At 64.1% G+C, this 15,838-nt stretch carries 13 protein-coding genes and 1 tRNA gene; 9 read left to right on the top strand and 5 right to left on the bottom strand.

All coding sequences use genetic code 11. The features are described from left to right. Positions 1–60 precede the first annotated feature (60 nt). Together msrA and BA190_RS22965 are read right to left on the bottom strand one after the other, a co-directional pair. Positions 61–714: a peptide-methionine (S)-S-oxide reductase MsrA gene (msrA, locus tag BA190_RS22970; RefSeq protein WP_068292835.1), complete on the bottom strand. Its 654-nt coding sequence runs from the start codon at positions 712–714 to the stop codon at positions 61–63. 119 nt (positions 715–833) lie between these two features. Beyond that, positions 834–1,154, bottom strand: coding sequence for a hypothetical protein (locus BA190_RS22965; RefSeq protein ID WP_082979975.1), 321 nt, complete (start codon positions 1,152–1,154; stop codon positions 834–836). A 258-nt stretch (positions 1,155–1,412) separates the two neighbouring features. Here BA190_RS22965 and BA190_RS22960 point away from each other — a divergent pair. From BA190_RS22960 to BA190_RS22950, 3 genes are all read left to right on the top strand, one after another. After that, positions 1,413–1,502, top strand: a tRNA-Ser gene (locus BA190_RS22960). A gap of 323 nt (positions 1,503–1,825) precedes the next feature. Next, positions 1,826–2,464, top strand: coding sequence for a bifunctional 2-polyprenyl-6-hydroxyphenol methylase/3-demethylubiquinol 3-O-methyltransferase UbiG (locus BA190_RS22955; RefSeq protein ID WP_068292829.1), 639 nt, complete (start codon positions 1,826–1,828; stop codon positions 2,462–2,464). Positions 2,465–2,662: 198 nt separating this feature from the next. Beyond that, a complete protein-coding gene (locus tag BA190_RS22950) occupies positions 2,663–4,069 on the top strand; it encodes a cytosine permease (protein WP_068292826.1) in 1,407 nt (468 codons plus the stop codon). Between the two features lie 10 nt (positions 4,070–4,079). Here BA190_RS22950 and BA190_RS22945 read toward each other — a convergent pair whose 3' ends face one another. Next, a complete protein-coding gene (locus tag BA190_RS22945) occupies positions 4,080–4,988 on the bottom strand; it encodes a LysR family transcriptional regulator (RefSeq protein ID WP_068292823.1) in 909 nt (302 codons plus the stop codon). Between the two features lie 164 nt (positions 4,989–5,152). On the opposite strand from BA190_RS22945, the gene BA190_RS22940 reads away from it, so the two are divergent. The 3 genes from BA190_RS22940 to BA190_RS22930 are packed head-to-tail and all read left to right on the top strand — an operon-like array spanning position 5,153 to position 7,396. Further along, on the top strand, positions 5,153–5,818 hold the full coding sequence (locus tag BA190_RS22940; RefSeq protein WP_068293136.1) for a DsbA family protein: 666 nt from the start codon (positions 5,153–5,155) through the stop codon (positions 5,816–5,818). A gap of 26 nt (positions 5,819–5,844) precedes the next feature. Then, a complete protein-coding gene (locus BA190_RS22935; protein ID WP_068292820.1) occupies positions 5,845–6,741 on the top strand; it encodes an MBL fold metallo-hydrolase in 897 nt (298 codons plus the stop codon). Positions 6,742–6,787: 46 nt separating this feature from the next. Then, positions 6,788–7,396, top strand: a complete 609-nt coding sequence (locus BA190_RS22930; protein WP_068292817.1) for an NAD(P)-dependent oxidoreductase — start codon at positions 6,788–6,790, stop codon at positions 7,394–7,396. Between the two features lie 303 nt (positions 7,397–7,699). Here the strand turns inward: BA190_RS22930 and BA190_RS22925 are convergent, their stop codons facing one another. Next, a complete protein-coding gene (locus tag BA190_RS22925) occupies positions 7,700–8,872 on the bottom strand; it encodes a polysaccharide biosynthesis/export family protein (RefSeq protein WP_068292814.1) in 1,173 nt (390 codons plus the stop codon). A gap of 867 nt (positions 8,873–9,739) precedes the next feature. Here BA190_RS22925 and BA190_RS22920 point away from each other — a divergent pair. The 3 genes from BA190_RS22920 (at position 9,740) to BA190_RS22910 (ending at position 14,045) form a co-directional block, all read left to right on the top strand. Next, positions 9,740–11,779 carry a capsular polysaccharide biosynthesis protein gene (locus BA190_RS22920; RefSeq protein WP_162275185.1) on the top strand — a complete coding sequence of 680 codons (2,040 nt, stop codon included), beginning with the start codon at positions 9,740–9,742 and terminating at the stop codon, positions 11,777–11,779. Continuing rightward, positions 11,763–13,094 carry a glycosyltransferase family 1 protein gene (locus tag BA190_RS22915; protein WP_068292811.1) on the top strand — a complete coding sequence of 444 codons (1,332 nt, stop codon included), beginning with the start codon at positions 11,763–11,765 and terminating at the stop codon, positions 13,092–13,094. Before BA190_RS22920 ends, BA190_RS22915 begins: the two co-directional genes overlap by 17 nt. Before the next feature lie 261 nt (positions 13,095–13,355). After that, positions 13,356–14,045 (top strand): outer membrane protein, encoded by a 690-nt coding sequence (locus tag BA190_RS22910; protein ID WP_068292809.1) that lies wholly within the window; start codon positions 13,356–13,358, stop codon positions 14,043–14,045. Positions 14,046–14,411: 366 nt separating this feature from the next. On the opposite strand, the gene BA190_RS22905 is transcribed toward BA190_RS22910, so the two are convergent. After that, positions 14,412–15,674 (bottom strand): capsule biosynthesis protein, encoded by a 1,263-nt coding sequence (locus BA190_RS22905; RefSeq protein ID WP_068292806.1) that lies wholly within the window; start codon positions 15,672–15,674, stop codon positions 14,412–14,414. Between the last annotated feature and the right edge of the window lie 164 nt (positions 15,675–15,838).

Below are 15,838 nucleotides of genomic sequence, written 5' to 3'. Positions count from 1 at the left end.
TGCCGGGACGAAGCCCGGCAATGACAAAAATCGAGTTTCATCGATTTTCGGTCAGGCTCTTCAGGCCGCGACGCCCACGCCGATCGGGCAGGAGACACCGGTGCCGCCCAGGCCGCAATAGCCGGCCGGGTTCTTGGCCAGATATTGCTGGTGATAGGCTTCCGCATAATAGAAGGGCGGTGCCTCCACGATCTCGGTGGTGACGGCGCCATAGCCCTTGGCCGCCAGCGCCTCGTTGTAGCGCGCCTTGGCCGCCTCGGCCGCCTGGCGCTGCGCCTCGCTGGTGACGTAGATGCCCGAGCGATATTGCGTGCCGATATCGTTGCCCTGGCGCATGCCCTGGGTGGGATCATGAGCTTCGAAGAACACCTTCAGCAGCTGGTCGTAGGAAATGGTCTTGGGATCGAACACCACCTTCACCACTTCGTTGTGGCCGGTGAGGCCGGAACAGACCTCCTCATAGGTGGCATTGGGGGTGAGGCCGCCGGCATAGCCCACCGCCGTGACCAGCACGCCCGGGGTCTGCCAGAATTTGCGCTCGGCGCCCCAGAAGCAGCCGAGGCCGAAATAGGCCGTCTCGCTGCCTTCGGCATAAGGCCCCTTCAGGGCCGCGCCGTTGACGAAATGGGTATCCGCCGTCTCGATGGCCTCGCCGCGCCCCGGCAGGGCTTCGTCGGCGGAGGGAAACGCCGTCTTCTTGCGAAAGCCGAACATGGTTCTTCCTTCCTGTTCTTATGGTCAAGTTCTATGGCTACCTGGCCAATATGGGGGTGCGGACCGCCCTTGTCAGGGGCCCATTCATCACGGATGCGTCAGCCTGGCTGCACTGCCCCTCACAGATGCGAGACATAGCCGATCCGGCTCGCCGGCGGGCGTCCCAGCCAGAAGAACAGGGCCGAGGCCAGCACCAGCACCAGGGCGAAGGGCAGGCCGAGCAGGGGTGAAACCAGATTGTTCCACAAAAAGACCGAGAGAGAGGCTTCTACCCAAGCGCGCATATGCTCATAGCTCGCGGGGCTGAGCCAGAGCCAGACCGCGCGCACCGGCAGGAAGACGACATGATTGTCGGCGATCGAGCGCGTGCCGTCGACCACCGCGGCCACGAAGGCAGCGGCAGCCAGGAACAGGCCGAGCGAACGAGCCAGGAAACGCATCACGCACTCCACCACTGCACGCGCCTGCCGAGAACGGCAGGACTTGTACAGTCTAGCGCAGGGCCTCCCTCGCGCGTAGGAAATTCGGGCTCGAAGGTGAACGCTTCCGAAGAGGCGAGCAGACAATCCGCATCAGGCCCGAGCCGCGTCCTGCATGCCGCATGCGGCTTGCCTGGCGAATGAAAGCGCCGTCCCCTTCAAAAAACTGCAATCTCCCGTTTACAAATTGCCCCGACATCGCCATAAGCACCGCTCGACGGAAGGGTGGCCGAGTGGTTGAAGGCGCACGCCTGGAAAGTGTGTATACGGGAAACCGTATCGCGGGTTCGAATCCCGCCCCTTCCGCCACTTTGGCCTGTGTTTTCCAGAACCTGGTCCTCATCCCCGAACGCGCAGAGTTTTCACGAACAGAGTGAACGCAGCGGGCGCGTGCCGTCTGTGCAGATAGAGGTTGTGCTGAACCTGACGAGCAGCACCATAGCGAAGCTGTACTCTTCCGAGTGACGGAGTCGCCGCATAAGGCGACAGAGCGCAATCCCGCAAGGGAGGTTGCACCCGCTCTTCCGTTTCCTCCCGTTCGCCCTCTTGCCGCCATCGAGCGACGTCATGAAAATCGGCCATCCCCACCATGGCGTTTCTCCAGCAAGGTTCTCGGCGAGGAGCTTTCCATTATGAGCTTGGCCAGCGACGCGCGGTTCTGGGACCGGAGTTCGCGTAAATACGCCAGCAGCGCGATTGCCGATCAAGCCGGCTATGAGCGCACGTTGGAGCGGACCCAGGCCTTGCTGCAACCGGGCGACAGGGTGCTGGAACTGGGGTGCGGCACGGGAACGACCGCGCTTCTGCTCGCTGATGGCGTTCAGGCCTATCTCGCCACCGATATCTCCACCGGCATGATCACCATTGCCGAGGAAAGATACGCCGCCGCTCCGGTCCCGGCGCTGACTTTCCGCGCCGCGACGGCTGAAGCCGTCGCGCCCGGAGCCATGCCGTTCAACGCCGTGCTCGGCTTCAACTATCTCCATCTGGTCCGCGACCTGCCCGGCACGCTGCACCTTATCCACGCCTTGCTGGCGCCGGAAGGGCTGTTCATCTCCAAGACCCCCTGCGTCGGGGAAATGAACGTGCTCATCCGGCTCGCCCTGCTGCCGGCAATGCGTCTGATCGGCCTCGCCCCCTATGCCGGCGTGTTCACGGAAGCCGAGCTGGACCGGCAGATCTCCGCCGCCGGCTTCGAGGTCGTTGCCTGCGAGAACCATGCCGGCAAGGGCAACGATCACCGCCCCTTTGTCGTCGCCCGCCGGCGCTGACGGCCGCCCGGACCTTCGCTCCACGAGTGCATGTCCAGAAGGCCGTCTTCGCGTGCCAAGCGTTGCCGGCCTCCGCTTCTTCGCGCGACAACCCACGCACAATCCCCCTTGACTCTCCCTTTTCTCGCGCGCATTGAAATAACTTGTATATACATATTCTACCATAGTGTTTGCACATCAGCTCTTGGGAGGGGCGGCATGGCGGCAGAGACGGGCGCGATCGAGAAACGGACGATCGACCGGATTCCGGAGGGCGAGCGGCATGGCTCCCCCTTCAACCAGTTCACCTTGTGGTTCGGCGCGAACCTGCAGATCACCGCGGTGGTCGACGGCGCGCTCTCGATCGTGTTCGGTGCCGAAGCGCTCACGGCCATCATCGGCCTGGCCATCGGCAACCTGCTCGGCGGCGCGGTCATGGCCCTGCATTCGGCGCAGGGGCCGCGGCTCGGCCTGCCGCAGATGATCTCCTCGCGCGCCCAGTTCGGCGTGAAGGGCGCCACTCTGCCCCTGCTCCTCACCGTGGTGATGTATCTGGGCTTTGCCGCCACCGGCACCGTGCTCTCGGGCCAGGCCATCAACCTGATGTTCGGCGTCGAGAACCCGGCCTTCGGCATGATCGCCTTCGGCGTCATCACTGTGATCGTCGCGGTGATCGGCTACAAGCTGATCCATGTCATCGGGCGGATCGCCACCGTGGTCGGCATCCTCGGCTTTGCCTATCTCACCTTCAAGCTGCTCGGGCAGTACAACGTCGGCGATGCTTTCGGCCAGAAGCCCTTCACCATGGCGACCTTCCTGCTCGCCATTGCGCTCGGCGCCGGCTGGCAGCTGACCTTCGCGCCCTATGTCGCCGATTATTCGCGCTACCTGCCCTCCTCCACCCCCGCTTCGGTGACCTTCTGGTCGACCCTGCTCGGCTCGGCCATCGGCGCCCAGATCGCCATGACCTTCGGCGCCGTGGTGGCGGCCCTGGGCGGCAAGTTCCTGGCCAACCAGGTCGGTTTCCTCGGCGAACTCGCCGGGCCGGGCGTGGCCGTGTTGGTCTATATCGTCATCGTCACCAACAAGCTCACGGTGAACTGCCTCAACGCCTATGGCGGCTCGATGACCCTGCTCACCACGGTGAGCGCCTATGCCGGCCAGCGCAGCGTGTCGCAGGCGGCCCGCATGGCCTATATCGTGCTGTTCGTGGCTGGCTCTGTGGCGATCGCTTTGTTCGCCAGCGCCCACTTCCTCTCGGCCTTCAAGAACTTCATGCTGCTGCTGCTGGCCGTGTTCGTGCCCTGGAGCGCGGTGAACCTCGTCGACTACTATTTGATCTCCAAGGAGAAGGTGGACGTTCCCGCCCTCTACGATGCCTCGGGCCGCTACGGCGCCTATAACTGGACGGCGCTGGGCTGCTACCTCTTCGGCGTGCTGATCCAGATCCCCTTCCTGAACCAGGCGCTCTATGAAGGGCCGATCGCCAAGATGCTCGACGATGCCGACATCTCCTGGATCGTCAGCCTGGTGGTGACCTCGGTGGTCTACTACGCCCTGGCCCGGGGCGGCGCCAACGTCCCCAGCCAGATGATCCTGCCCGAGGACAAGCCAGCGCGGGCATGAGGTGCGAGCCCTACGGCTTGCTCCGGGCACGCTCGAGACCCTTGAGGATCTCCACGAACAAGCGCACCTTGGCCGGGCGGAAGCGCGCGGCCGGGTAGACGACATGGATGCCGCCCGCGGGCAGCGTCCAGTCGGCCAGCAGGCGGACGAGCCGGCCCGCGGCGATGTCGCCGGCGACCAGGAAATCCGGAAACACCGACAGGCCAGCCCCCGCCAGCACCATGGCGTAGGAAGTCGGCGTCTTGTCCGCATCGACGACGGCGGTGACCTCCACCGTCTCCCGCTCCCATTCCCCCCGCGAGAACAGCCAGCGCGTCGGCGTGCGCAAGGCATGGTTGGCGACGAAGGGCAGCCCTGCCAGCCCCTTGGGGTCGAGATCGACCGGCAGGCGCGCGGCAAGCGCCGCTGAACAGACCAGATGCTGCTGGAACGTGCCGAGCCGCTGGGCCTGGTTCGAGGAATCGGTGAGCCAGCCGACGCGCACGGCGACGTCGACCTGCGCATCCACCAGATCCACCACCGTATCGTCGAAGGCGACCTCGACCCGCATATGGGGATAGCGTTCGCGGAAGGCCGCGATGGCGGGCGCGACCACTGCCCCGCCATAGTCGATCTGCGCCGCGAGAGTGAGAGTGCCGGTCGGCTCCGCCGCGTTCCTGGAAATCTCCCCGAAGGCGGATTCGGCCTCGCGCAGGATCAGGGCAGCGCGGTCATAGAAGGCGCGCCCTGCCTCCGTCGCCTGCAGGCGGCGGGTGGTGCGCAGGATCAGGGTGACGCCGAGTTCCTCCTCCAGCTTGCCGACCTGGTGGCTGACCACCGCCTTGGCGACGCCGAGCCTCTCCCCCGCCGCCGTAAAGGAGCCGGTCTCGATCACCGCGGTGAAAAAGGCGAGCCGGTTGAGATTGAGAAGCTCGGACATAGGCCTCCTGCACCTGAATATCTGCTCCCACCCTTGCTGATGGCGGACGAAGGGGACGCAAATTCGACCACCCTCATTGTCTGATTCAATCAGACACTCTGTCAAATTGTTCGGGATTTTTCTTGGACGACGGGCAGGCCATGTTTCGCGGCAAGGAGATTTCGATGTCCATGCCGCTTTCTTCCGACGAGGCCGCCCGCGGGCAGGCCGTGACCTATCTGTTCGATCCGCTCTGCGGCTGGTGCTATGGCGCCGCCCCGATGCTGCAGCGCCTGCGCGCCGCCGGCGTCGCCGTCAGCCCTGTCCCGACCGGCCTGTTCACGGGGCCGGGCGCCCGGCCGATGGATGCGGGCTTTGCCGCCTATGCCTGGTCCAACGACCAGCGCATCGAACGCCTCACCGGCCAGCATTTTACCGAAGCCTATCGCAATCAGGTGCTGGACGCCGAAGACGGCCTGTTCGATTCGGGGCCGGCCACGCTGGCGCTGACCGCCGTGGTCCTGGCCGAACCCGAGCGCGAACTCGACGCCCTCGCGGCCATCCAGGCCGGGCGCTATGTCGAGGGCCGCGACACGACATCCCTGGCCTGCCTCGTCGCCATCCTGCGCGACGCGGGCTTCATAGCCGCTGCCGACCGCCTCGCCACGCCCGACGAAGCGCTGCTCGCCGCCAACCGCGCCCGCATCGTCGAAGGGCGAGCCCTGATGGCCAGCCTCGGCGCCCAGGGCGTGCCGGCCCTCGTCGCCCAGCGCTACGGGCAGCAGCGGCTGATCGCCTCGAATGCCCTGTTCGGCAGTTTCGACAATCTCGTTTCCCACCTCAACGCCTGACGGCATCGACCGGAAAGACACGCCCCGTGATCAACAGACGCGACACAATCAAGCTCACCGCCCTCTTCGGCGTCGGCGCCCTCTTTCCCCAGGCCTCGGCCGATGCCGCCAGCGGCAAGCTCGCCTGGCGTGCCTTCCAGGCCGACGAGGCAGGTTTCTCCCGCATGCCGGTACTGCTGTCCGGCCGCAAGGAAGCCATCCTGCTCGACGGCGGCTTCACCCTTTCGGATGGTCGCAAGCTGGCTGAAGCCATCAAGGCGAGCGGCAAGACGCTGACCACCATCTATGTAAGCTGCCCGGACCCGGACTATTATTTCTCGCTGCGCCCGGTGGTGGAGGCCTTCCCCGCCGCCAAGGTGATCGCCAAGCCGGTGACGGTGGCCTCGATCAAGGCCAGCGTGCAGGGCAAGCTCGAGGTCTGGGGCCCCAAGCTCGGCGACAACGGCCCACGCAGCCTCGCCGAGGTGGTGATCCCCGCCCCGTCCGAGGCCGCCGCACTCGATCTCGAGGGCCATCGCATCGAGATCGTCGAAGTGCCCGACATGCATGACCGGCGCTATCTGTGGGTGCCCAGCCTCAAGGCCGTGTTCGGCGGCGTGCTGGTCAGTTCCGGCGGCCATGTCTGGCTGGCCGACAATGCCGATGCCGCCTCCCGGCAGGCCTGGATCCGGGCGCTCGACGCCATCGCCGCCCGCAAGCCCGGGATCGTGGTGCCGGCCCATCACGCCGAGGGCGCGCCGGAGGGCCTGGCCGCCGTCAAGTTTACCCGTGACTATATCGCCGCCTTCAACCGCGAGGCCGACAAGGCCAAGGACAGCGCGGCGCTGATCGAGGCGATGAAGGCGCTCTATCCCAAGCTCGGCGGCCTCGACTCGCTCGACCTCAGTGCCAAGGTCGTCAAGGGCGAGATGAAATGGGGCTGACCGCCCCGCCTCACGCAAAGAACTCTTCAACCAAAAGGAAAGCCAGATGAAAATCGCCCTGATCGGCGCCACCGGCAATGCCGGCTCGCGCATCCTCGCCGAACTCGTCAGCCGCGGCCACGAGGTCACCGCCATCGTGCGCCACCCCGAAAAGGTGCCGGCCAATCCGAAGGTCACGGCCCGCAAGGGCGACGTGCACGACAAGGCCGGCCTGGCCGCGCTGCTCGCCGGCCATGACGCCGTTGTTTCGAGCGTGCATTTCAGCGCGAGCGATCCCCATGCCCTGATCGAGGCGGTGCGCGCTTCCGGCGTGAAGCGCTATCTGGTGGTGGGCGGCGCCGGCAGCCTGGAAGTCGCGCCCGGCGTCACCCTGGTGTCGACGCCGGAATTCCCCGCCATCTACAAGGAAGAGGCCACCAAGGGCGCCGAATTCCTTGCCATCCTGCGCGGCGAGAAGGACCTCGACTGGACCTTCCTCTCCCCTTCGGCCCTGTTCGTGCCGGGCGAGCGCACCGGCACGTTCCGCCTGGGCGGCGACCAGCTCCTGACCAACGACAAGGGCAGCAGCATCTCCTTCGAGGACTATGCCATCGCGCTGGCCGACGAGATCGAAAAGCCGGCCCATAGCCGGACGCGCTTCACCGTCGGTTACTGACGGGCGGGCACTCTTTCCGGAAGCCGCGAGCAGCCTCGCCGCCGGAATTCGCAGGATCTGGCGGCAGTCTTGCCATTGCCGGGTTACCCGGGCACATCCGACGGCATTGCCGCCGACAGCCGGTGACACCCATGCGGGACGGCTGCCTGGATCGCCATGCCTTTGTCGAAAGTCCCCCACCGCACGAGTGGCGTGCGCATGCCTTGCGGCCCGGCAGCAAACGGGTCCTCGCCTCCAAGACAAACACGCCCCGCCCTTTCGGGCGAGGCGTGCAAAAGAAAGGCCTGTCGGAGGAGGGCGGGCTCAGCGCCCGATCGACGAGAGATTGGCGCCGGCGCTGACGATGCCCACGCCCCCACCGATCATCTGCAGGAACTTGGCGAGATCGGTCGATGGTGCGTTCGAGATGTAGAGCACGTCCTTGTTGCGCATCAGGAAGCGCTGCGACCACAGGAAGGAACCCGGGTTCTTCATGTCGAGGCGATAGACCACGGGTACGCTGCCCGAACGATAGCCGCCGGATGCCACGCCGCCCCTGAGCTCGCGATAGGCAGCCGCATCCTCATAGCGGAACACGAAGACGCCGCTGGCATCCGAGCGCGAATCGTTCAGGCCACCAGACTTGCCGATGGCTTCGGCGAGGGTGACCCTGTCGCTCGTGAACTCGATGGTGTCGTTCTTGCCGGTGGCACCGAGCACCGTGAAGGTGCGCGGCTCGCGATAGATGAAGAGCTGATCATCCGCGCGCATATAGATGTTCTCACGCGGATTGGAGACCAGGGAAGTCAGGCTTTCCACGCCCGTGCGCGAGCCGCGCGTCAGGCGGACGAAGAGGTCGTGGGCTGCGGCCCGTGGACCGCCGGCGAGGGCGATCGCGTCCAGCACGCGCGTGCCCTTGACGGCGAGGGGGAAGCGGCCGCCCTGGCCGACCTCACCGGAGACCGTGACGAGATTGGCGGCATTCTGGGTGAGGGTGACGAGCACCTGCGGCTCGATCGCCTTGGAGGACAGGGCGCTGACGATGGCCTGCCCGACCTGGGCCGGCGTACGGCCGGCGGCGACGACGCTGCCGGCATAGGGCACGTTGATGCGCCCGCCGCGATCGATCTGCTGGGCGGGCAGCTGCACGCTCTTGCTGCCGGCGCTGCCGGTGGCATCGGCAGTGCCGAACAGGCCGCCCGAACTCGCCTCGAAGATCGAGACCGACACCATGTCGCCGATACCCAGCGTCCCGCTCGACGGCGGGCCACCTGCGGCGAAGCTGCCGAGGAAGCCGGTCGGGCGATGCCGCGACAGCACCGCGACCGTTCCGGCGTTGACGTCGAAGATGGAATAGGGGCTGGCGACGCCGCGCGACTGCGCACCGCCATTCTGCTGACGGCTCAGAATGGTCTTGGCCGTGGGACCAGCATTCGGCAGGCTAGAACACGCCGCAAGGCTGGTGGTGATCAGGAGAATGATTGGAATACGCAACACTTCGACATCACTCGCTTTTCAACGGCACCATATCTTTTTTCCCATCACTGACGGACCGGAACAAGTCTTGATGCTTTTCGTGGTAAAGATCTCTAGTCGGAAAGAGGTAACATTTGTCCAAACATCCGCTTCCGTCGAACTTTTCTCGCCGGTGCCGATGAAACGAACGTCACGACTTCGGACCCGAATCGACTTCCATCCAGCCCACCACGGAGACCTCATTCGCTCGGGCTAACCCACACTCCACGCTTTCCATCGCTCCTATATTTTCACTTCCGTTTCGGTCTCCCGAAAGGTAAGTAGGAACCATAGGAATTGGCGGAGGGCTCTGGCAGTGCCAACCGAAGGAGGCTGCATGGCAGCCCGCGCCAATTTGCAAAATTTCCGTGATAATGCAACAGAAATTGCGCCGCCGCCGGCGGCCATCTCGTCACGAAATCTACACATTAGATTCTCTTGTGAGAAACTCTCTTTAATTCACCACCTAATTTTTTCCACTTTTATCAAAAGTAAAAAAAGGAATTCTTACAATATACTGATAATTGGCGACGAGGTTTTTGCTCAAGCTCCCCAGAGAGACACCGCGACTGAGAACCATAACGGCTCAAAGTCTGCCGACGACACAAAGATTACTCCTTTAGTAGTAGGACGTCTCTCTTTACCGTCATCGTTTCCGCAAGCCCGTGCAGCTCCCTTCCGCTTGGAACGGCGACACACCACGTCTTGCAGGTCCATCTCCCGATCAAGGTCATCGATCCAGGCCATGGATCTTCTGATGCAGGCGCCCCTGCAACCATCTTCCAGACCGCCTTCCATCTCCGGCGCCTTGCACGCCAGGTTCGCCATGCCTTCTCCGGGGTCATGCTGATGGATCGGTCCTGGTTGCCACGCCCCGGCAGCGTCATCGGCCTGCCCTTGGTCACGCTGTTGCGTTTCCCGGATCTCGGCGAGTTGCTGCCGGAGTACCGGCTGGTGGCTCTGGAACAGGCGGGACGTGGAGTTGACGCCGTCGCCGGCTGGGGCCGCAAGCTGCCGGCCCGCTGGGCCAGACATGCAGCCGCCCGGCTGGCCCGCCCCTTTTTCACCCTGGAGGACGGCTTCCTGCGCTCCGTCGGCCTCGGCAAGGCCGGGGCGGCGGCTGTTTCGGTGGTGATGGACGACCTCGGCGTCTATTACGACGCCCGCACGCCGTCGCGACTCGAGCACGAACTGGCACTGGGGAATTTTCACGAGACCCGGCCACGCGCCACCGCCCTACGTGACGAGATCGTACATCGGCGGCTGACCAAATATAACCATCTGCCCGACAGGCCATTGGAGCTCGGGCCGCGCGGGCATCGCCGCATCCTGCTGGTCGAGCAGGTCGCAGGTGATCTGTCGATTGCCGGCGCCTGCGCCGACAGGACGAGCTTTGCCGCCATGCTGGCCGATGCCCTCGCCTTGCAGGACGCCCAGATCATCATCCGCTCGCACCCGGATGTGATGGCGGGCCGGGCCCAGGGCAGCTTCGCCGGCCTCGCGGCCGCCACCCATCTGCGCCGGCTCGACGATGCCGTTTCGCCCCACGCCGTGCTCGATGAAGTCGATGAGGTCTGGACCGTGTCGAGCCAGCTCGGCTTCGACGCCCTTCTGCGTGGATTGCCGGTGCGGTGCTATGGCGTGCCCTTCTATGCGGGGTGGGGATTGAGCGAGGACCGGCCGGTGCTGGCCGGCGCGCGCGAGGCCCTGGCTCGCCGCCACGCGCGGGTCGGGAACCGGCTCGACATCGCCGACCTCGTCGACGCTGCCCTGATCCGCTACCCACTCTACGCCGATCCGATCACCGGCCGCGCCGCCGGCCCTGAACAGGCGATCGCAAGGCTGCAGGGCTGGCGTGCCCATGCCGACCGGTGGCGCGGGGAGACCGAGGCTGTCGCCATCAAGCTGCACAAACGGCCGATACTCCGGCGCTATTGCACCGCCCCGGGCGCCATGCTTCGCTTCAGCGCCACAGCGTCCGGCAAGGCGCGCCAGCTCAGCTGGGGCCTGTCACCCTCTTCCGCCAGGGCGGCGGCGGCGATCGCGGTCGAGGACGGCTTCCTCAGATCGGTGGGACTCGGCTTTCCCGGCACCGTCCCGATCTCGCTGTGCTTCGATGAGAGCGGCATCTATTATGATGCAACCACCGCTAGCGATCTCGAGACTCTTCTGGAGACCGGCACTTTTCCCGCCGACCTCACCGAGCGCGCCGCGCGGCTGCGCCAGGCGATCCTGCAGGCGGGCCTGACCAAATATAATCTGCGCAGCGATGTGCCCGACGAGGTCCATCGGCAAGCAGGAGGACGCCGGCGCGTACTGGTGGCCGGGCAGGTGCCCGATGACCAATCCCTCAGGCTCGGCCTGCCCAGCCAGGCCAGCAATCTCGACTTTCTGCGTGCCGTCCGCCGCGAATGCGCCGACGCCTTCATCATTTTCAAGGAGCATCCCGATCTGGTGGCCGGCAAACGGCCCGGCCTGAGCGACCCGACCGCCGCCGGCGCCCTGGCCGATCATCTGGCGGTGTCGGGGGATGCCGCGGCCTGGATCGATTTTGCCGACGAAGTGCATGTGCGCACCTCGCTGGCGGGGTTCGAAGCCTTGTTGCGGAACAAGCCCGTGACCTGCCACGGAGCCCCCTTCTTTGCCGGCTGGGGCCTGACGACCGACCGCGTCGCCATACCCCGCCGCACGCGGCGCCGCACGCTCGATGAATTGGTGGCTGCCGCCCTCATCCTTTATCCGAGCTATCTGCACCCCGTCCGGGGGCTGCCGATGGAAGCCGAAGATGCGGTGAACTGGCTGAGCACAGCGCGCCAGGCTCCCGCCGGCAAAACCAGCCCCTTGCGCCGAATCATACGTTGGTGGCCCCGCAATGCAGTTTCTTTTTGACGTATCGCGGCATCTGCGCCGGCTCATCCGCACCACGCCCACCGGCATTGATCGGGTCGATGCCGCCTATATCCGGCTCCTGCCCGATCTGGCCGGCGAGGTCTCCTTCGTCGCCAAGATGCCGGGCTTCAACGGTTTGCGGCGCGTCGACAAGCTTCTCCCGCCCACGGAAAATTCAGCTTGGCAAGGAGCCGATGTCGAAAAGGATCGCATCTACACCGATCTGGCCGACTATCTCGCCAGGCCGGTGTGGGCCTCCGAACGCGGCTGCCGGCGCTTGGCCGAAGCCAGCCGGACGGAACCTTCCGCGGCCCGGGTGGCGCTCACCGGCATGCGGCAAGTCTTCGGTACGCGAGACTTGCCTCTCAATCTGCGCGGATCGGTCTATCTCAATACTTCCCATTCGGGCTTGGAAAACACTCTCAAAATTCAGGAAATGAAGCGGCGCGGGGCACGCATCGTCGCCATGCTGCATGACCTCATTCCCGTCGACTTCCCGGAGTTCTGCCGTGAAGGCGAGGCCGCCAAACATCATCGCCGCATGCTCTCCTTGCTGCAGCATGCCGACCTGATCATCGCCAACTCGGCTTATTCGCGCGATCGCTTCACCGCCTGGCTGGCGGCGGCCATCCCGCGCGGCGAGCCTCGGCCTGCCGCGCCGCGCGTGGTGGTGGTGCCGTTGGCCGTCGAAAACGAATTCCTCACGCGCAGCGCCCTGCGCCCGCCCTCTTCGCAGATCCCCTATTTCGTCTGCCTCGGCACCATCGAGGCGCGCAAGAACCATGCTTTGCTGCTGCTGCTCTGGCGCCGTCTTGCCGAGAAGCTTGGCGCGGCCTGTCCGCGCCTGGTGCTGGTAGGACGGCGGGGCTGGAAAGTCGACCAGGTCCTGGACCTGTTGACCCACGCCGCCCCACTGGCCCGCCATGTCGTGGAAGTCGCCGACCTCAGCGACCCCGCCGTCGCCTCCCTGATCGCCGGCGCGCACGGCATGGTACAGCCATCACTGGTAGAAGGTTTCGGACTGCCGATCCTGGAAGCCAATGCCCTCGGCGTGCCGGTGATCGCCTCCGACATTCCCGCGCATCGCGAGGTGGCCGAACTCGCAGGCCACCATGGCATCAGCCTGGTCGATCCCATCGACCTGCCGCAATGGATGGGTGCGGTGACGGCACTGGCTTCGGACCGCTTCGAGCTCAGCACCCGTGCCGCCCTCCCCACCTGGCGGGATCACGTGCAGCAAGCCCTCGATGTCGTGCGGGATCACTTCGAGCATGCGGTCCCGAAAAACAACTTCGCCAGCAGGAGCCCCGCCTGAGGCGAACCGCCGACCGACACTCGCTAACTCAACGACATTTCCCCATTCGTGATACTATTTTCTACTATATAGCATCAAGCTTGGATAAAATTTCTTTGTGATCATAGCCAAATCATCTTACCGTGCAAAAATTCAAACCGGTCGTGCACCTTATGGTTCCTCTCAATTAAACGTGTTATTTTCCAAATACCTGTTGCATCAAAGCTACAGACTCATGTTTCGAAAGCTGGCATGGTGATTTCGCCTTTAGGAGTGACGCATATGAGAATCTCTGCAGCAGCAATTGCTCTTCTGCTCTCGTCAACGGCAGCTTTCTCTGCCGATCTCGCGCCTGCACCTGTTGAGCCTGTGGCACCGGTTGTCCTGCCGTTCTCCTGGACAGGCTTCTATGCTGGTGCGAACGTCGGCTATGCTTTCGGCGGCCGCGACACGGTCGGCATCCACGATCCGGATTTCCTCGGCGACATCGGCAAGCTGACGGGCAAGGGTTTTCTTGGCGGCTTGCAGGCCGGCTATAACTACCAGTTCGACAACATCGTGGTCGGTATCGAAACCGACTTCCAGGGTGCCCAGATCAAGGACACCGTGCATGGTGTGGTCGCCGGCGCTCCCGGTCGTGCCCGCTCGGACATCAAGTGGTACGGCACGCTGCGTCCGCGCATCGGCTATGCCTATGACCGCTTCCTGATCTACGCCACCGGCGGTCTGGCCTATGGCAACATCGACTACAAGCTGAGCTATGACGGCGCTTCGTTCAGCGACAGCAACACCAAGGTGGGCTGGACGGCCGGTGCCGGTCTCGAATATGCCTTCACCGACAATCTCTCGGGCCGCATCGAATATCAGTATGTGAACTTCGGCAGCTACACGGTGCGCGGCAGCGGCACCCTTCACTCCAAGGCCTCGCCGGACTTCCACGCCGTGCGTCTGGGTGTGAACTACAAGTTCTGATCCGACGCGCTGCTGCTCAGATCTCATTGCATCGACGGGGGCAGATTTGCCCCCGTTTTTGTTTGCCGGGTCTGCAACGACCGATGAGGCGGGCCGATGGCTCTGGCCGGCGTCATTCGGCAGCGCCAGCCTGTCTTGTAAGCCGGCTTAATTAAGGGCTGCAAGCCATTGCGTTGCCGCGCCGCCCGTCCGGATGCAGGCCCTTCGCCGCCGGACTTCAAGACGTCTTGCGATGTGACGGAATCGTCAAGAACTGCGAAGACGCGCCGAACCAAGAAGCGAGAGCAAAAAAGCGTTTCAGTCTAAGCGCACTTCGCTTCGGAGGCTTAACAGGACTGGTTGTCCTCAGACTTCCATAGAGCGATTTCAAGCCGATTTCGGCACACGCACAGGGGCTTTCTTCGGCAATTCCACCACATTGTCGTCAATACGAGCAATCAGGTTGTGGATGGTCAGATCGAAGTAACGGCTCAGATAATAGGAACCGTTGATCTGCGTCGCTGCCACCATATGACTGACGAAGGCATCCCTTGCTGCCGCGTTGGGCAGGAAAGGCGCGCTCCAGAACTGTTTCAGCTTGTCTTCGCCACCATGGGCAACAAGGCCGTCTATGGCGTAATGCGCATTCCCCAGCACGAAGACCGGGCAATTGCGCTGCAGCGCCAGAATTCCCGTGGTGCTGTTGACCGTAATCATGCCACGAGCATGGCGGATCAACAGCCCGGTCGGCCCGTCGTCGATCAAGGAGACCCGATCGGCCACGCCCGCCAGCTTGGCGAGTTGCGCCACGAAGCGGTGATAGGGCCGGTGCCCACGGTCGAGCGGATGAGCCTTGAAGGCAAGGCGGGTACCGGACGGGGCATGCTTGGCAAAGGAACGGATCGTGGCCTCGATCATGCGCTCCATGGTCCAGCCCGCGCCGTGAACCCGCAATTGCAGGTCATCATGCACCTGCAAGGCGGCGACGAAATATTTGCGGTCGAAATTGTCGACGAGGTCGATGATCTTCTTCGCATTGTTCCAGCGATCGGTGTATTTGCGCATGGCATTGCGGCTCCAGAGCATCGCCTCGCCCAATAGGGAGCGCTCGCGATGATGGGAATATTGCCGAAACACCAAGCTGCCGGCCGACATCGCCAGGTAATATTTGAAAGCCCACCAAGCCATGGGCTTGAAGCTGGTGGCGGGGATCGTCACCGGCGCCTCGACGGGGGCGGCCTTGCTGCGGTCATAGGCCGACAGGACCCGCGGCAGCAGGGAAGCCGCATTGTTGCCCTCCCGTTCGGCGGTCACGTAATCGGGGCGTAGATACCCTTCCTCCAGGCACCACACATCGACGCCCAGTTCCCGGCACAGCGCCACAGCCACCTGATGATAGGGCCGCTGATCGCCGAACAAGATCACCTTGTCCGGCTTCTGGCCAAGCAGGAACTGCGAGAACCAGCCCCGCCATGCCGACAGGCTGTCGGAAAACATGACAAACGGAATCCGCCTCGAATAGATGCGGTCGCCGAAATTGAAATTGATCTTGAGGACTCTGTCGCCACGCGCCACGAGCGATTGCGCAAGCTCGGAAAAGAAGGGGCCGACTGGTCCCTGGAGCAGCACAATGAACTTGGGACGCGGCATAGGCAATCCGACAATTGATTCAAACTGAAACAGCCTGCACACACTGATAGTTCTTGTCGTGAATATGTACATACCGCTGATTTGACAGGCTGCCGTTTCGGCAGGCATTGCGGCGTCGAATCTGGCTCCGGAATCGATGCCGTCGCCACGGCCTGTGGCTGCCG

It is taken from the genome of Labrys sp. WJW (genome assembly GCF_001676615.1).
Taxonomy (GTDB): domain Bacteria; phylum Pseudomonadota; class Alphaproteobacteria; order Rhizobiales; family Labraceae; genus Labrys; species Labrys sedimenti.
Note: the sequence above shows the minus strand (reverse complement) of the source record. Positions and strands in the feature narration are given on the sequence as shown.

Coding starts and splice junctions, on each gene's coding strand:
- msrA (WP_068292835.1), bottom strand. CDS start 714: ATGTTCGGCTTTCGCAAGAAGACGGCGTTTCCCTCCGCCGACGAAGCC.
- BA190_RS22965 (WP_082979975.1), bottom strand. CDS start 1,154: ATGCGTTTCCTGGCTCGTTCGCTCGGCCTGTTCCTGGCTGCCGCTGCC.
- BA190_RS22955 (WP_068292829.1), top strand. CDS start 1,826: ATGAGCTTGGCCAGCGACGCGCGGTTCTGGGACCGGAGTTCGCGTAAA.
- BA190_RS22950 (WP_068292826.1), top strand. CDS start 2,663: ATGGCGGCAGAGACGGGCGCGATCGAGAAACGGACGATCGACCGGATT.
- BA190_RS22945 (WP_068292823.1), bottom strand. CDS start 4,988: ATGTCCGAGCTTCTCAATCTCAACCGGCTCGCCTTTTTCACCGCGGTG.
- BA190_RS22940 (WP_068293136.1), top strand. CDS start 5,153: ATGTCCATGCCGCTTTCTTCCGACGAGGCCGCCCGCGGGCAGGCCGTG.
- BA190_RS22930 (WP_068292817.1), top strand. CDS start 6,788: ATGAAAATCGCCCTGATCGGCGCCACCGGCAATGCCGGCTCGCGCATC.
- BA190_RS22920 (WP_162275185.1), top strand. CDS start 9,740: ATGGATCGGTCCTGGTTGCCACGCCCCGGCAGCGTCATCGGCCTGCCC.
- BA190_RS22915 (WP_068292811.1), top strand. CDS start 11,763: ATGCAGTTTCTTTTTGACGTATCGCGGCATCTGCGCCGGCTCATCCGC.
- BA190_RS22910 (WP_068292809.1), top strand. CDS start 13,356: ATGAGAATCTCTGCAGCAGCAATTGCTCTTCTGCTCTCGTCAACGGCA.
- BA190_RS22905 (WP_068292806.1), bottom strand. CDS start 15,674: ATGCCGCGTCCCAAGTTCATTGTGCTGCTCCAGGGACCAGTCGGCCCC.